Origin of the sequence: Qipengyuania proteolytica, from assembly GCF_019711565.1 — a bacterium.
In the GTDB taxonomy this organism is placed as follows: Bacteria; Pseudomonadota; Alphaproteobacteria; order Sphingomonadales; family Sphingomonadaceae; genus Qipengyuania; species Qipengyuania proteolytica.
In genome coordinates, this window is sequence record NZ_JAIGNN010000002.1 from 648,643 (window position 1) to 664,216 (window position 15,574).

Below are 15,574 nucleotides of genomic sequence, written 5' to 3' on the forward strand. Positions count from 1 at the left end.
GGGGGAACCAGGGTCGCCATGGCACAGGACGTGGATGGATTTCCCATCGTCGGCGTGGGCGCGTCTGCGGGCGGCCTCGAAGCCCTGCGCGAGATGTTCAGCAACTTCGACGGCGCTCCGGGCATGGCCTTCGTGGTCGTCCAGCATCTCGATCCCACCCATGAATCGCTGATGGCCCAACTGCTGGAACGCTATACCTCGATGTCGGTGAAGCAGGCCGAAGGCGGCGAAGCGCTCGAGCCCGATCACATCTACGTGATCCCGCCGGGTCATGGCCTGGCGCTCGAGCGCGGGGTTCTTTCGCTGACCGAATTCACCGATCCGCGCGGGATGCGCCGCCCGATCGACGACTTTTTCGAAAGCCTCGCCGAGGATGTGGGCGATCACGCGGCCTGCGTGATCCTCTCGGGCACCGGCGGGGACGGCAGCCGCGGCCTGCGCGCGATCAAGGAGCATGCCGGCGTCTGCGTGGTGCAGGATCCCGAAACCGCAGCTTACGACGGCATGCCCACCTCGGCGATATCGACCGGACTGGTCGACATGGTGCGCGAGCCCGGCGACATCGTCAGTACGCTGGTGTCCTATTTCGATCGCGGGGACCAGGTCAGCACGGCAATCGACCGCGAAACCGACATCACCGATCTCATCGACAGCCTATGCGAGGTCTTGCGCGACGCCGTCGGGCACGATTTCTCGCGCTACAAGCGCAGCACGCTGAACCGCCGTATCGCCCGGCGCATGCAGGTGCTTGGTATCGACGAGGGGCCGGAATACCTCGCGCGGTTGCGTGCGGACATGGGCGAGTGCGACGCGCTGTTTCGCGACCTTCTTATCAACGTCACGCGCTTCTTCCGCGACACCGAACATTTCGACAATCTGCGCGAGCAGGTGATCGACCCGCTCGTCTCGCGCGCCCGGACGGGAGAGGAAATCCGGGTCTGGGTACCCGGCTGCTCGAGCGGGGAAGAGGCCTATTCGATCGCGATGATGCTGGCCGCAGCAGCCAAGCGGTTCGGCAATGCACCCTATTTCCAGGTGTTCGCCACCGATATCGACGACCGGATGCTCGATATCGCCCGTTCCGCGACCTATCCGATCGCCGCGATGAACGACATTCCCGCCCCCTACCGCGACGAGTTCGTGGTCGGCGGGCTCGAGCGGTTCACCATCGCACCCAAGATCCGCGACATGGTGCGTTTCGGCGTGCACAATCTCGTGCGCGATCCGCCCTATTCGAAGATCGACCTCATTTCGTGCCGCAACGTCCTGATCTATTTCGACGACAGCCTGCAGAAACTGGTCATCCCGCTGTTCCACTTCGCCCTACGAGACGGTGGCTTCCTCCTGCTGGGTTCCTCCGAGACGATCGGGCGGCACGACGATCTGTTCGAGGCGATAGACCAGTCAGCGCGCATCTTCCGGCGCAAGCATGCCAAGGGGAATTATTCGCTCAAATTGTCGGCCGACATGGGGCAGTCGCTGCGCCGTCGCCGCAATGAAGAGGACCGGCTGGACCTGCCGCGCAGCGCGCCCGGCAGCGATGTCCGCGCGCTGCAAACCATTGCGGAACGCTACGCGCCGGTCTGCCTCTTGCTCGACGGCGAAGGGATGCTGCTGGAACGCTGGGGCTCCGCGAGCCGCTACCTCGAATTCCCCGACCGGCTGGAACGCAGCATCCATGTGCCCACGCTCGCACGACCGGGCCTGCGCGAAGTCATCGGACCTCTCCTCCGCAAGGTGGGAAAGAACCGCCAGCGGGCTGGGGTCAAGGACATCGAAATCCTTACCGATTTCGGCAAGTTGCGCGCACGCGTAGTCTGCGAATTGATCGACGACGCGGCGTTTCTGATCGTGATCGAGGAAACCGGCAGCCTCGAGCCGCACGAGGTGGATTTCGAGGAATTCGACGTCGAACTCGGCCAGACCGAATTCCTCGAGCAGGAATTGCGCACCACGCGCGAACGCCTGCGCTCGACGGTCGAGGAGCTCGAAACGACGAATGAGGAGCTCAAGAGCTCCAACGAAGAAATGATGTCGATGAACGAGGAGCTCCAGTCGACCAACGAGGAGCTGACGACGGTCAACGACGAGCTAAAGACCAAGGTCGACCAGCTCACCGTGGCGAACTCCGATCTCAAGAACTTTTTCGATAGCACGCAGCTGCCGGTTCTCGTGGTCGACGCGGCGCTCAACCTGCGCAGTTTCACCGAAGCCGCGACGACCCTGTTCCCGATCGACGACCACGCGGTGGGCAAACCGCTCGCCGCCCTGCCTTCCAAGGTAGATCTGCGCACGCTGACGGATATCGTGCGCCGCGCCGCGGTCGATGGCGTCATGAGCGAAACCAGCCTCCACATCGACGAGCTGGGGGCGGAATTCATCCTGCGCGTGATCCCCTATCGCCTGCTCGACGGCGCGGTGGACGGCGCCACGCTGGTCTTCACCGACGTGACCGAAGCCCTCTCGCTCGAACGCAATCTGCGCGAGGAACGCGAACGCCTGCGCCTGGCGCTCGAGGTCGCGCGGATCGGCATCTGGGAATACGAGCCGTCGACCGACCGGACCGTGCTCGACGAGACCGAGCGCGAGCTGCTCAACATTGCGGAGGACGATCCCGGCGAGACGCTCGAGCCGATCCTTGCATCCATGCCCGCAGAGGATCGCGACAGGGTCAACAAGGCTCTCCGCATGGCGCTCGAAGGTGGCAGCGATTTTCAGGAGACCTTCCGCATTCCGCTCGGCAATGGCGAGATGCGCTGGCTCCACGGCCTCGGCAAACTCATCGATTTGGGCCATTCCCGCAAATTCATCGGGGTTACCTTCGATGTATCGGCTGAACGCCAGATGCTCGCCCAGCGCGAATTGATGATCCGCGAGATGAACCACCGGGTGAAGAACCTCTTCTCGGTGATCGCGGCCATGGTCACGATCGCCTCGCGCGAGACCGACGACGTGAAAGGCTTTGCGGAAAGCCTCAGGAGCCGGATCCACGCACTCGGCCGCTCGCACGCACTTACCAACCAGATCGGTGAGCAGGAGCCGCGCTCGGTCAGCATCGAGGATCTTATCGACACGGTGCTCAGGCCCAATCTGAGCGAGCAGCGCGTCGATAAATCCGGTGATCCGCTGATGATCGAAAGCGAGAAGATCACGTCGCTCGCGCTGATCCTGCACGAATGGGCGACCAACTCGAGCAAGTATGGCGCGCTTGCGGTTCGCGATGGCAGGATATCCATCGCCTGGTCCGAGGACGGCGAGGACATCGCGCTGGTCTGGAGCGAAACCGGCCAGGCGGAACAGACCGGCGCTGCGGCTTCACCTGGCTTCGGCACGAAACTGGTCGAGACCGCCGCCCGCCAGCTTCAGGGTGCGGCGACCGGGACGCAAGTGGAAGGCGGATATCGGCGAGAGCTCCGCTTCAGCCGATAGAATCGAGGAAAACGGGTCGCTTCAGCGAAGGGAGAGAGCCGCCTCGAGCGAGCGCGCAACGTCCTTTTGCGATACCGGCTTCCCAAGCGTCGGGCATGCGGGAAACTCTTCGCGCAACTCGCCGTGAGTGAGATTGGCGCTGATGAACACGATCGGCGCGCCCTCCTCCTTCAGCCTGCGGGCGAGCGGCCAGACCGGTTCGCCCGCGACATCGATATCGAGCAGGGCGACGTCGGGCGGCCCCAGTTCCAGCGCATCCAGCGCGGACTTGAGCGTCGTCGATTCCGAATGAAGATTGTAGCCGAGGTCTTCGACCGTGTGGACGAGATCCAGCAGAACGAGCGCTTCGTCGTCCACGATCATCACTTTTTGCACGCGCGGGAATCCCCGTAGTTCAGTTTTCTTCAGCGCGTGTAACGTAGTTGGTATGCTTCGAGTTCCCGGCACTAGGGCGAATTACCCATGAGCGGGCAGTCTGGCGCGGCGGGGATGAAAGGCGGCCGGACACTCACCGGCCGCCTCCTGGCATCACACGAAGTTGAGCCCGTTGGCCGTGTGCAGCGGTTCGACCTGCTGCAGCGCCCAGGCGAACCCGTCCGCCCCGAGCTCTTGTGCCATCGCGAACGGCGCATAGGCCCGCTCGAAAGCGGGCATCCCCGTCTCGAAAACCGTGGCCGCTTCCACGGCGCCCGCCTGAGCGCCCAGCACTGTGCCGATCAGCTGCCCATCGGCATAGATCTGCGTGTCGGCCCCAGCTTGGACGAAGTCGATTGTCCGCCCCGCGCTATCGGCGATGAGGATGGTGTCCGGTCCGGAGCCGCGGCCGGTGAAGTCCGCGATCACGTCGGCGTCGGCTGCGCCGCCATCGGCGTGGAGGATGAAGGTGTCCGGACCGCGTCCGCCGATCAGCAGGTCCATGCCGCTGCCGCCATCGAGCAGGTCGGCCCCGTTCCCGCCGTCGAGCACATCGTCGCCCGCGCCGCCGAACAGGTCGTCCATGCCGTTGTTGCCGAACAGGACGTCATCGTCGCCGAAGCCGAACAGCGCATCGCGGCCGTTACCCCCGGACAGGCGATCGCGACCGTCATTGCCCAGTAGCAGGTCGTCGCCATTGCCGCCCGCGATGGTTTGAACGCCGATGTTGAAACGGGCGAGCACCGGATCGTGGTCGGACACATCGGACGCGGTGGTGACGTTGCGATGCACCACGTCGACCGCCGCCCCGTCGAGCAGCGATCCGCTCGCGAGAATATGGTCGATCATCTGTGCATTGCCCTCGAACATGGTGCTGAACCGTTCGCTGGCCTCCAGCAGATAGGCCAGGTTCCCCAGCACCACGTCGTTCCCGCCGCTGACCGCGCCGCCGGCATAGTCGAGTTCGCCGGTCAGGATCTGCAACGGCTCCTCGAAATGGAAGTCGTTGAAGTCGCCCGCCACCACTACGTTCGCATCGGGATCGGCAGCGAGCAGCTGGTCGACATAGGCGTTCACTGCCGCTGCCTGCGCGGCGCGCTGGAGAGCGCCCGCCTGGAGCGGCGGCTGGTCGGCGGTGAAGGTCGTGTCGGAACCGATCATCGAAGTGAAGTGGTTGCCGATGACGGTCACGTCCTCGCCGTTGAAATGGAAGGTCGCGACCAGCGGCGTACGGGCGAAGGCGCCGTCGTCGATAGTCGATACGGATGCCGGATCGAGCTCCACGCGGTCCTCGCGGTAGAGGAAGGCGACACGGATGTTGCCGCCCGGCTGGCCGCCGGTCTGGCCATCGAGCACGAAGGGATTGTCGACTACGGTGTAGACCACCCCGGTCTGGGCGTAGATCGAATCCGCCAGCGCCTGCAGGGTCATGCTGGCGCTGACCGTCCCGTCATTGGCGGAACCGCTGTCGTCCTGGATTTCTTCCAGCACGACGATGTCCGGCGCGTTCATTGCCACGCCGATGTCGTAGGCGATCGCATCGAAACGGCCGTCCGCCACATCCGTGTCGCCATCAGCCTCGTTGATGTCGAGATTGAGCACGTTGTAGGTCGCAATGGTCAGCTGGTTCGCCGCGCCGGTCAGGATCGAGGTTTCCGGTGCGATGGTGCTGTCCTGCGCCACGGTCACCGCCGTCGTCGGACGCAGTTCGAAATTGCCGAAGCTGTAGTCGATCACGCCGGTGACGTTATCCAGCACCGCGCCGGGGCGCACGGACGGGGTATCGAAGGTGACGCCGTTCAACGTGTAGCCGCCATCGATCTGGATGCGTTCGGGATTGAAGTCCGAACCCGCGCCGCTGTCGAAGAAGCCGAGCCCGCCGGCACCGCCGTCGATCACGACCAGCCCGTCCTCGCTGACATTGGTCGCGGTAAGCGAACCGGCGCCGTCGCTGGCGACGGTCCACAGCTCGCCGAAATTGTTGGTGCTGCCGACCGCGACGGGGTTCTGGACCGTGACCAGCATGCCTTCGAGGCTTTCCCAGAAGTCGATGCCGTCGTTCTCGGGATCGTAGATGGCGAGCTGGTCGTCGTCGATGATCTCGGTCGGCGGGGCGATGCCGTCGGGTCCGATCAGCACCGCCTGTGGCAGCGCATTGCCACTGCTTTCGACGGTCACCGTCACATTGGTCAGCTCGGTGGTCGTCAGGTTGCGATCGTCGCCGCCGGGCAGGAATTCCTCGACGAGGCCGCTGACCGTCACGGCATCGCCGGCGACCACGCTTGGGGCCGAGCCGGTGAAGACGAAGATCGCGTCCGAAGTCCGCGCATTGCCGTCGCCGTCCGCGTCCTGGAGGTAGAAGCCGTTCGGCCCGACCGCCGTCACGATGCCGGTGGTGGTCACCGAATTGCCGACATAGATCGACTGGTGGCCCTCGCCCTGGATTTGACCGATCTCGAGGTCGAGCGGATCGTCGTTGACGATCGTGCCGCTGGCTGTCGCATCGCGGATGTCGGCCCCGCCGGCAGGGTTGGAGAGTTCGACTAGGAAGAACTCGGTCGGCTCGGGCAAGGTGTCGCCGGCGATCTGCAGCGTGATCTGGGCGGTGGTCTGCCCGTCGGCGAAGACCACCGTGCCGGACAGCGCGCCGGCGAAATCGGCCGCGTCGGCCGATTGCGGCGCGTTGCCGAGAACCACGGTGTAGTCGACGCTGACGCTGCCTTCGCTGCCGCCGGTGCGGCGCACGGTGAAGGTCAGTTCGGTGACGCCGCTATCGCCTTCGTTCGCCGCGGCATCGCCAATGTAGAAGCTGCCGTTGGGATTCGGCGGCACGAAGTCCTGCCCGCCGTTGACGCCGCCGAAGCTGTCGCCCACCGGACCGACCCAAGTGAAATCCTCGTAGCTCGATCCGCTGCCGACCAGCTGGAGCGACAGGCCGATCGGGCTGCCAGGTTCGCTGACGCCTACGTCGATGCTGGTCATGCCCGCTGCCGGGCCGCTCGTCGCGAGCATCTCGCCTTCGTAGGACAGGAACTGCACGACATTGCCGCCGGCATCGACCAGCGCGAACCCGTCGGGCGCGCCGTTCTGCAGGCCGGAAGCGGCGAAGCTGAGCGTGCCGAAGCCGTCGTCCTGGTCGGCGATGATGCCCGAAAGTGCGATCGTGCCGTACACGCCGCCGCCATTGCCGTTGTAGAGGACGATGCTCCAGCCGGTCAGGTCGGTGCCCGCAGTGCCGGCAAGCTCGATCGCCTCACCAACGTCGCCGCCGGCATTGTCGTAGTGGAATTCGTTGAAGAATACATTCGTCGCCGCGGGCGGAGGGGGCGGCGGCGGAGGCGGGGGTGGAGGAGGCGGCGGCGCACCACCGATCGTCTGGCCGGTATTCACCGCGCCCGACGTGCCCGCCTGCTCGCTGGCCCAGGTAAAGTCCCCATAGGTCGAGCCGCTACCGGTCAGCTGCAGCGAGTGCCCGATCGGCGTCGTCCCGCTCTCGGCCACGCCGATGTCGGTGCTCGTCAGCCCATTGGCTGCACCATCCGTGGCGGTGAAACTACCTTCGTAGGACAGGAACATCACGACAATGCCGGCGGGATCGACCAGCGCGAAGCCGTCCGGCGCGCCGTTCTGCAAGCCGTTGCTGGGCAAGGTCACGGTGGTGAAGGTGTCGCTGCCGGACAGCGCTATGCTGTCGTACACGGCGCCGTTCGATCCGTTGTAGAGCAGGACCGTCCAGCCGCTCAGGTCGACGCCGTCGACATTGGCGATCTCGATGAACTCGCCCGTGTCGGGCCCGGCATTGTCGTAGTGTATCTCGTTGAAAAAGACGCGCGAAGTGGCAACGGCGACCATGTGTGACCCCTCATGAAAGCAAGCGAGGGCGCGAATCGACCCTCCAACTGCGGGCTATGGCTAGACACGGTCCAAGACAATCCGGTGACGCAGCTTATGCGCCTTATTGGGACATGCCTGAACGCTCGCCAATTCGCGCAAAAAGGACTAGGGGCGCGCCATGCATTTTCTCGATCAGGCAAAAATCTATCTCAAATCGGGCGCAGGCGGCCCGGGCGCCGTCAGTTTCCGGCGCGAGAAGTATATCGAATACGGCGGACCCGACGGCGGCAACGGCGGCAAGGGCGGCGACATCGTGTTCGAGGCGGTCCAGGGCCTCAATACGCTGATCGACTTCCGCTACGCCCAGCACTTCAAGGCCAAGCGCGGCAATCACGGACAGGGCAAGGACCGGACCGGCGCGGGCGCGCCCGACCTCGTGATCGAGGTGCCGGTGGGCACGCAGATTCTGTCCGAGGACAAGGAGGAAGTGCTCGCCGATTTCACCGAGGTCGGCCAGCGCGTCGTCTTCCTCGAAGGCGGCATGGGCGGACGCGGCAACGCCAGCTACAAGACCAGCACCAACCGCGCCCCACGCCAGCACCAGCCGGGCGAGCCGGGCGAGGAAATGTGGGTCTGGCTGCGCCTCAAGCTGCTGGCCGACGTCGGCATGCTGGGCCTGCCCAATGCGGGCAAGTCGACCTTCATCAACCAGGTCTCCAACGCCAAGGCCAAGGTGGGGCATTACGCCTTCACCACGCTGGTGCCCAAGCTGGGCGTCGTCAGCCACAAGGGCCGCGAGTTTGTTCTCGCCGACATCCCCGGCCTGATCGAGGGTGCGGCTGAAGGCGCAGGCATCGGGGACCGCTTCCTCGGCCATATCGAGCGGTGCCGGGTGCTGATCCACCTGATCGACATTTCCGGCGAAGACCCCGCCGCAGCCTATCGCACCGTCAATGCCGAGCTCGAGGCCTATGGCGGCGGGCTGGCGGACAAGCCCCAGCTGGTCGCACTCAACAAGCTCGACCTTGCTGATGAGGAACTGGGCGAAGGCTTTGCCGAGGAACTGCTGGCGGCAGGCGCGAAGAAGGTGTTCCGGATTTCGGGTGCGAGCGGCGCGGGCATTCCCGAGTTGCTCGACGAAATCCTCGGCTACCTGCCCGATCGTACCTCGACCGAAACCCACGCCGAAGAGGTCGAGGACGAGGGCGAGGAACCCGACTGGTCGCCGATCTGACGGCCCCTTGTCCCTCCCGTCGCCCCGGACTTGATCCGGGGTCCCGCTTTACTTTTCGACGGCCAAGCAAAAGAAGCTGGACCCCGGATCAAGTCCGGGGCGACGAAGGAAGCAATGACAATCGCTGATCTCCCCGACCTGCGCACCGCGCGCCGCCTTGTCGTCAAGGTCGGGTCGGCGCTGCTCGTCGACGCCGGAAAGGCTCGCGGCGCATGGCTCGCGACGCTGGCGAAGGATCTTGCCGACCTCCGCGCAGGCGGCGTCGAGGTCATTGTCGTATCCTCCGGTGCGATCGCACTGGGGGCTGCGAAGCTCGGCCTCGCCAAGGGCGGGCGCGGGAGCCTTGCCGACGCGCAGGCGGCGGCTTCGGTCGGGCAGGTCGAATTGGCACGGCTTTGGTCGGATGCGCTCGGACGGCATGCCATCACCGCAGCGCAGATGCTCGTCACCATCGGCGATCTCGAAGACCGGCGGCGCTACCTCAATGCTTCGGCCACGCTCGAGCGGCTGGTCGAGGCCGGCGCCATTCCCGTGGTCAACGAGAACGACAGCGTGGCTACTGAGGAAATCCGCTTCGGCGACAACGACCGCCTAGCTGCGCGCGTCGCGCAAGCCGCAGGGGCCGAGGCGGTGCTGCTGCTATCCGATGTCGATGGCCTCTACGACCGCGACCCGCGCCAGGCGGGGGCGGTGCTGATCGACCGCGTCGACGGCGTCACGCCCGAAATCATCGCCATGGCCAGCGGCGCATCCTCTTCCGGCCTTGGTTCGGGCGGGATGGTGGCCAAGCTGCAGGCCGCGCGGATTGCGGAGCGCGCGGGGATCGCACTCGTGATCGCGAACGGCACGGGCGACGCGCCGATCGCGCGCCTGCTCGACACCGGCACCGGAACGCTGTTCGTCCCGCAGGCCGATGCCAGTGCCCGCAAGGCGTGGCTGGGAGGACGGCTGGCGCCCTCCGGCGTGGTCACGGTCGACGCGGGTTGCGCGGCCGCGCTGGCCAATGGGGCAAGCCTGCTGGCCGCGGGGATGACGGAGATCGAGGGCGACTTCGCCCGCGGCGATCTCGTCGCGATCTTCGGGCCGAAGGGCGAACGGCTGGGCCAGGGGCTCGTCGAATACACCGCCAGCGAGTGCCGCGCGATCCTCGGCCTGCGCGAGGACCGGCAGGCGGAGAAGCTCGGCTATGCACCGCGCGCCGCCGTGGTACACCGCGACCATATGGTGCGCACATGACGATAGCATTGACCGGGGCGACCGGCTTTGTCGGGCAGGCAGTGCTCGATGCCGCGGCGCGCGAGGAGGCAGCCCTGCGCGCGCTGACCCGCCGCCTGCAAGCGCCGCGCGACAAGGTCGATTGGGTCGAAGGCAGCCTCGGAGATAGGGACGCGCTGACCAGCCTGTGCGCGGATGCGGACAGCGTCGTCCATGTCGCGGGCCTCACCAACGCGCCCGATCCGGCGCAGTTCGCGCAAGCCAATGTCGAGGGGACGGCGCGCGTGATCGAGGCTGCGAAAGCGAACCGGATCAAGCGCTTCGTCTTCGTATCCTCGCTCTCCGCGCGCGAGCCCGGCCTGTCCGCCTATGGGGCATCCAAGGCGCAGGCGGAAAAGCTGGTCGAGGCGAGCGGGCTCGACTGGACCATCGTTCGCCCGCCGGGTGTCTACGGCCCGCGCGATATCGACTACCTGGAGATGTTCCGCAGCGCAAAATACGGTTTCGTCCCCCTGCCGCCACGCGGGGCGAGTTCGATCATCCATGTCGACGACCTTGCGCGGCTGCTGCTCGATCTCGTCGATGCCTCGCCCGCGCTGGTCCGCCGCCGACTGTTCGAGCCCGACGATGCGCGGGACGGCGGCTGGTCGCACAAGGAACTGGCGCGCGAGATCGGCCGGGCGGTCGGGCGCCGCGTGTTTGCGCCCCACCTGCCCAAGCCGCTGATGGAAACCGGCGCTCGGATCGACCGGCTGCTGCGCGGCGACAAGGCGCGGCTCACACCCGACCGGGTCGGCTATATGGCGCATCCCAACTGGGTCGCCCGCTCGGACCGGAAAGTCCCCGCCGCCGTATGGGAGCCACATATCGCCGGCGAGGACGGCCTGCGGCAGACCGCCGAATGGTATCGCCGCGAAGGCTGGCTCTGACTTTCGATTGCCCGCGCCAGACACCGCGGTTAGGTCTCGGTCGATGACCACGCAGCCCGTGCCTCCGCAGGTCGGCGATTATGCCCCCTGGTTCCATGCCAAGGCGCTGTCGGGCGCCGACCGCTTCGCCTTCCACACCGTCGGCGGGCACAGTGTGCTGATGCTGTTCTACGGCAGCGCAAGCCAGCCCAAGGCCGCCGCGGCGCTGGAACTCGTCAGGCAGCACCGCGCCCTGTTCGACGACGATGCCGCGGCCTTCTTCGGCGTGACGGTGGACCCGCAGGATGTAGCGGAAGGCCGCATCGCGCAGGAGCTGCCCGGCATCCGCCACTTCCTCGATTACGACCGGGCCGTCAGCCGCACCTATGGCGCCGCGCGCGAGGACCATCGTTACGAACCGCATTGGGTACTGCTCGACCGGGAACTGCGTTTGCAGGGTCGCTATGCGCTGGCCGACGGCGAACGGGCGCTGGCCGATCTCGAGGCCCTGATCGCGAACGCCACCGACGGCATGGCGCCGGTGCTGACCGTGAACAACGTGTTCGACCCGGATCTCTGCAGGCAGCTGATCGCGCTCTACGAGGCCGATGGCGGCAAGCCTTCGGGCTTCATGCGCGACGTGGAGGGCAAGACCACGCATATCCTCGACGACGGTTTCAAGCGCCGCCGCGACACCGTGATCGAGGATCCGCAGCTGATCCAGGCGCTCCAGCAGCGCATTGCCCGCCGGATCGCCCCGGCGATCGAGCGGGCCTTCCACTTCAAGGCTACGCGCATCGAACGGCATATCGTCGCCTGCTACGAGGCGGGGGCAGGCCATTTTCGCCCCCACCGCGACAACACCACTTTCGGAACCGCGCACCGCCGCTTCGCAGTGACGATCAACCTCAATGCCGAGGACTACGAGGGCGGCAATCTGCGCTTCCCCGAATTCGGCCCGCGCACCTATCGAGCACCCACGGGCGGTGCAGTGGTCTTCTCCTGCTCGCTGCTGCACGAAGCGACGCCCGTGACCAACGGCAAGCGCTATGCCTATTTGCCGTTCCTCTATGACGAGGAAGCCCGCGCGATCCGCGATACCAATCTCGACAAGCTGGCCGTTCCGGAACCCGTTGCCGCGGATCAAAGCCCTTCCTGACACCGCCGATTTGCGATCCGCGCGATTGGGCCTAGTGTTCCGGCACGGTCGCGAGTCGTGAGCGGAAAACTCCGCCTGTTTGTCATGGGTCGCGATTGGAGGATTTCATGAGGAAAGTGCTTATCGCCGCCAGTATCCTGGCGCTTGCCGCCTGCTCGCAGCCGGCCGAGCAGGAGCCTGCCGCTCCCGCCGAAACCGCGACCCCGGAGGCGGCTGAGCCCCTCGCCGCGGACGGTCAGCCGACGGCCGGCATGTACAAGATTACTGCTGCAGATGGCACGGTGTTCAACGAAGACGTGAAAGCCGACGGAACCTACGTCCAGACCGACGCAGACGGTAATGTGATGGAAACCGGCACATGGACCCAGCCCTCGCCCGATCGCTACTGCACGATCGTCGACGCTGCCTATGTCACCGAAGACAATCCGGCCGACGAGAAGTGCAATACCGAAAGCATCGGTGACGATGGCGTCTGGGTTTCGACCAATGCCGAGGGCGAGACCGCCACGGTCGAGCGGGTGCCTGCCGCCGAATGACGGGTTTCGGGCACCGGCGGTCGTGCCGGTGCCCGCAATCCTACAGGAACGGTTCCTCGCCGGGCTGGTGGATGCCGCATTCGACCTTGTCCCACCCGGCCCAGCGGCCCGCGCGCGGGTCTTCGCCCTCGCCCACCTGGCGGGTGCAGGGCGAGCAGCCGATCGACGGGAAGCCGCGTTCGACCAGCGGATGCCGGGGCAGGTCGTGGGTCTCGAAATAGGCCGCGATATCCTCCGCCGACCAGTCGATCAGCGGGTTCATCTTGAGCCGCCCCTGAGCGTCCGAATTGTCTAGCTCGAAGCGCGGCAGGTTTGCGCGGGTCGAAGACTGGAACGCCTTGCGCCCGGTGAAGCTCGCGTCGAATTCGGCCAGCGCCTTGGCGAGCGGCTTGACCTTGCGCAGCTCGCAGCAACCATCGGGGTCGTAGGACCACCTGAGCCCGCTCTCGTCGCGCGCGGCGAGGTCGGCGATCTCCGGATAGAGATCGACGCGGTTGAGCCCCAGCCGCTCGGTCAGCTCGTCGCGATAGGCCAGCGTTTCGGGGAAATGCTTGCCGGTGTCGAGGAACAGCACCGGGATCGTCGGATCGATGCCCGCGAGGAGGTGCAGCAGCACGGCGCTCTCCGCCCCGAAGCTCGAAACCACCGCCGTGTCGCCCGCCAGATTGCCCTCGATCACCGCTCGCAGCCATTCGTCCGTGTCCGAACCGCGGAACATGCGGTTAAGCCGGATGGCATCGTGCTCGGTAAAGCGCGGGGCTGTGTCGAGCCGGTCGATGGCGCGGATCTCGTTCACGCGTGCCTCTTCGCCCAGATCGGCGTGCGCTCGTCGGCGGCGGCCTGGTACACCTCGGGCCAGCGTTCGAAGGCGGCCTCGACATCGTCCCTATCGAACTGCTGGTCCGGCTCGAACGCATCGAAGCCGCAGCGGCGCATATAGGCGAGATAGTCGACCAGTACGTCGCCCACAGCGCGCAGCTCGCCCTCGTAACCCGCCTCGCGCAGCACGCGGGCGGAGGAATAGCCGCGCCCGTCGCCGAAGGCGGGGAAGTTCACCTCGACCAGCGCGAGGCGTTCGAGATGCGGGATTAGGTCGCGTGCATCGTCGCCCGGTTCGATCCGCACGGCGGTCGCGTTCGACTGGTCGAGGAAGGAATCGACGGTGACCGCCGGGTGATCGACGGGCTCGTCGTCGCGATAGCGCAGGGTCTCAGCCATAAAGCGCCTCCTTGAAGGGATCCATGCCGATACGGCGGTAGGTGTCGAGGAAGCGCTCGCCGTCCTGGCGTTCGCGGGTGTACACATCGGTGACGGTTTCGACCGCATCGACGATGCCGTTCTCGTCGAAGCCGGGGCCGGTGATCTTGGCTAGGCTGACGTCCTCCGCCTCGCTGCCGCCAAGCAGGAGCTGGTAGTTCTCCACCCCCTTCCGGTCGACGCCGAGGATGCCGATGTGGCCAGCGTGGTGGTGCCCGCAGGCATTGATGCAGCCGCTGATCTTGAGCTTGAGCTGGCCGAGCGCGTCGGTCTTCCCGGTCGATGCAAAGCGTTCGGCGATCTTCTGCGCGACAGGGATGGAACGGGCATTGGCGAGGCTGCAATAATCGAGCCCGGGGCAGGCGATGATGTCCTCGATCATGTCGAGGTTCGGACTGCCCAGTCCCTCGGCTTCGAGCGTCTGCCACAGCGTATAGAGCGTGGCCTTGCGGACATGCGGCAAGACGATGTTCTGCGTGTGCATCACGCGCAGCTCGTCGAAGGAATAGGACTTGGCGAGCTCGGCCATGACATGCATCTGCCGCGCCGTCGCATCGCCGGGGATCCCGCCGACCGGCTTGAGGCTGATCACGGCGGAGACATAGCCCTCGCGCTTGTGCGGCACGGTGTTGCGATCGACCCACAGCGCGAAATCGGGATCGCTGCGATCGATGGTGTCGTTCGACGCATCCTGGAAGGCTGGGTCCTCGAAATAGGTCCTGATCCGCTCGAGTTCGGCCAGCGGCGGCTCCACGCCCTGCCCCAGCAGATGCGCGAATTCCTCCTCGACCTGGCGGGTGTATTCCTCCGCGCCCAGTTCGTGGACGAGGATCTTGATCCGCGCCTTGTACTTGTTGTCGCGCCGCCCGTAGCGGTTGTAGACGCGCAGGCACGCCTCGGCATAGGTCACCAGCTGGTCGAGCGGCACAAAGGGGTTGATGCAGGGCGCAATCATCGGCGTGCGGCCCATGCCCCCGCCGACATAGAAGGCCGCTCCCAGCTCGCCCGCCTCGTTCTTCACGATGTTGATCCCGATGTCATGCAACCGCATGGCTGCGCGATCGGTCTCGCTGGCGATCACCGCGATCTTGAACTTGCGCGGCAGGGCGTTGAATTCAGGATGGAAGCTCGACCACTGGCGCAGCAGCTCCGCATAGGGGCGCGGGTCGACCAGCTCGTCCGCCGCAGCGCCTGCGAAATGGTCCGAACTGATGTTGCGGATGCAGTTGCCGCTGGTCTGGATGGCATGCATCTCCACCTTGGCAAGATCGGCCAGCAGGTCGGGTGCTTCTTCCAGCTTGATCCAGTTGTACTGGATGTTCTGGCGCGTGGTGAAATGCCCATAGCCGCGGTCGTATGTGTCGGCGATGTCCGCCAGCGCATGCATCTGCCGGCTGTCGAGTGTGCCATAGGGGATGGCGACACGCAGCATATAGGCGTGCAGCTGGAGGTAGAGGCCGTTCTTGAGCCGCAGCGGGGTGAACTGCGCCTCGGTCAGCTTGCCTTCGAGGCGACGACGGGTCTGGTCGCGGAATTCCTCGACGCGGGTATCGACCATCGCCTGGTCGTATTGGTCGTACTTATACAT

General features: G+C 65.7%; 11 protein-coding genes. 6 read left to right on the plus strand and 5 right to left on the minus strand.

Annotated features, from left to right (window positions below):
- Positions 1 to 18 precede the first annotated feature (18 nt).
- Positions 19 to 3,429 (plus strand): chemotaxis protein CheB, encoded by a 3,411-nt coding sequence (locus K3172_RS12120; protein ID WP_221590370.1) that lies wholly within the window; start codon positions 19 to 21, stop codon positions 3,427 to 3,429.
- A 21-nt stretch (positions 3,430 to 3,450) separates the two neighbouring features.
- Here the strand turns inward: K3172_RS12120 and K3172_RS12125 are convergent, their stop codons facing one another.
- Both K3172_RS12125 and K3172_RS12130 read right to left on the minus strand, forming a co-directional pair.
- Positions 3,451 to 3,792: a response regulator gene (locus K3172_RS12125; RefSeq protein WP_221590372.1), complete on the minus strand. Its 342-nt coding sequence runs from the start codon at positions 3,790 to 3,792 to the stop codon at positions 3,451 to 3,453.
- Positions 3,793 to 3,957: 165 nt separating this feature from the next.
- Entirely contained in the window at positions 3,958 to 7,695 is a 3,738-nt protein-coding gene (locus tag K3172_RS12130; protein WP_221590374.1) for an endonuclease/exonuclease/phosphatase family protein, read from the minus strand.
- A 160-nt stretch (positions 7,696 to 7,855) separates the two neighbouring features.
- On the opposite strand from K3172_RS12130, the gene obgE reads away from it, so the two are divergent.
- The 5 genes from obgE (at position 7,856) to K3172_RS12155 (ending at position 12,729) form a co-directional block, all read left to right on the plus strand.
- Positions 7,856 to 8,911: a GTPase ObgE gene (obgE, locus tag K3172_RS12135; protein WP_221590376.1), complete on the plus strand. Its 1,056-nt coding sequence runs from the start codon at positions 7,856 to 7,858 to the stop codon at positions 8,909 to 8,911.
- Between the two features lie 114 nt (positions 8,912 to 9,025).
- Positions 9,026 to 10,147: a glutamate 5-kinase gene (proB, locus tag K3172_RS12140; RefSeq protein WP_221590378.1), complete on the plus strand. Its 1,122-nt coding sequence runs from the start codon at positions 9,026 to 9,028 to the stop codon at positions 10,145 to 10,147.
- Entirely contained in the window at positions 10,144 to 11,055 is a 912-nt protein-coding gene (locus tag K3172_RS12145; RefSeq protein WP_221590380.1) for an NAD-dependent epimerase/dehydratase family protein, read from the plus strand. Before proB ends, K3172_RS12145 begins: the two co-directional genes overlap by 4 nt.
- A 43-nt stretch (positions 11,056 to 11,098) precedes the next feature.
- Positions 11,099 to 12,193 carry a 2OG-Fe(II) oxygenase gene (locus K3172_RS12150; protein ID WP_221590382.1) on the plus strand — a complete coding sequence of 365 codons (1,095 nt, stop codon included), beginning with the start codon at positions 11,099 to 11,101 and terminating at the stop codon, positions 12,191 to 12,193.
- A 107-nt stretch (positions 12,194 to 12,300) separates the two neighbouring features.
- Positions 12,301 to 12,729 carry a hypothetical protein gene (locus K3172_RS12155; RefSeq protein ID WP_221590384.1) on the plus strand — a complete coding sequence of 143 codons (429 nt, stop codon included), beginning with the start codon at positions 12,301 to 12,303 and terminating at the stop codon, positions 12,727 to 12,729.
- A gap of 40 nt (positions 12,730 to 12,769) precedes the next feature.
- On the opposite strand, the gene K3172_RS12160 is transcribed toward K3172_RS12155, so the two are convergent.
- The 3 genes from K3172_RS12160 to K3172_RS12170 are packed head-to-tail and all read right to left on the minus strand — an operon-like array spanning position 12,770 to position 15,574.
- The gene (locus tag K3172_RS12160) at positions 12,770 to 13,525 is read right to left on the minus strand and encodes a phosphoadenylyl-sulfate reductase (RefSeq protein ID WP_345725653.1); all 756 of its coding nucleotides are present in this window, start codon (positions 13,523 to 13,525) and stop codon (positions 12,770 to 12,772) included.
- Positions 13,522 to 13,947, minus strand: coding sequence for a DUF934 domain-containing protein (locus K3172_RS12165; protein WP_221590386.1), 426 nt, complete (start codon positions 13,945 to 13,947; stop codon positions 13,522 to 13,524). Before K3172_RS12165 ends, K3172_RS12160 begins: the two co-directional genes overlap by 4 nt.
- The gene (locus tag K3172_RS12170; RefSeq protein ID WP_221590388.1) at positions 13,940 to 15,574 is read right to left on the minus strand and encodes a nitrite/sulfite reductase; all 1,635 of its coding nucleotides are present in this window, start codon (positions 15,572 to 15,574) and stop codon (positions 13,940 to 13,942) included. Before K3172_RS12170 ends, K3172_RS12165 begins: the two co-directional genes overlap by 8 nt.

Excerpts from the sequence above, each read along its gene's own strand:
- K3172_RS12165 (WP_221590386.1), bottom strand. The coding sequence starts at position 13,947 with ATGGCTGAGACCCTGCGCTATCGCGACGACGAGCCCGTCGATCACCCG.
- K3172_RS12150 (WP_221590382.1), top strand. The coding sequence starts at position 11,099 with ATGACCACGCAGCCCGTGCCTCCGCAGGTCGGCGATTATGCCCCCTGG.
- K3172_RS12145 (WP_221590380.1), top strand. The coding sequence starts at position 10,144 with ATGACGATAGCATTGACCGGGGCGACCGGCTTTGTCGGGCAGGCAGTG.
- K3172_RS12125 (WP_221590372.1), bottom strand. The coding sequence starts at position 3,792 with ATGATCGTGGACGACGAAGCGCTCGTTCTGCTGGATCTCGTCCACACG.
- K3172_RS12170 (WP_221590388.1), bottom strand. The coding sequence starts at position 15,574 with ATGTATAAGTACGACCAATACGACCAGGCGATGGTCGATACCCGCGTC.
- K3172_RS12155 (WP_221590384.1), top strand. The coding sequence starts at position 12,301 with ATGAGGAAAGTGCTTATCGCCGCCAGTATCCTGGCGCTTGCCGCCTGC.
- K3172_RS12130 (WP_221590374.1), bottom strand. The coding sequence starts at position 7,695 with ATGGTCGCCGTTGCCACTTCGCGCGTCTTTTTCAACGAGATACACTAC.
- obgE (WP_221590376.1), top strand. The coding sequence starts at position 7,856 with ATGCATTTTCTCGATCAGGCAAAAATCTATCTCAAATCGGGCGCAGGC.
- K3172_RS12120 (WP_221590370.1), top strand. The coding sequence starts at position 19 with ATGGCACAGGACGTGGATGGATTTCCCATCGTCGGCGTGGGCGCGTCT.
- proB (WP_221590378.1), top strand. The coding sequence starts at position 9,026 with ATGACAATCGCTGATCTCCCCGACCTGCGCACCGCGCGCCGCCTTGTC.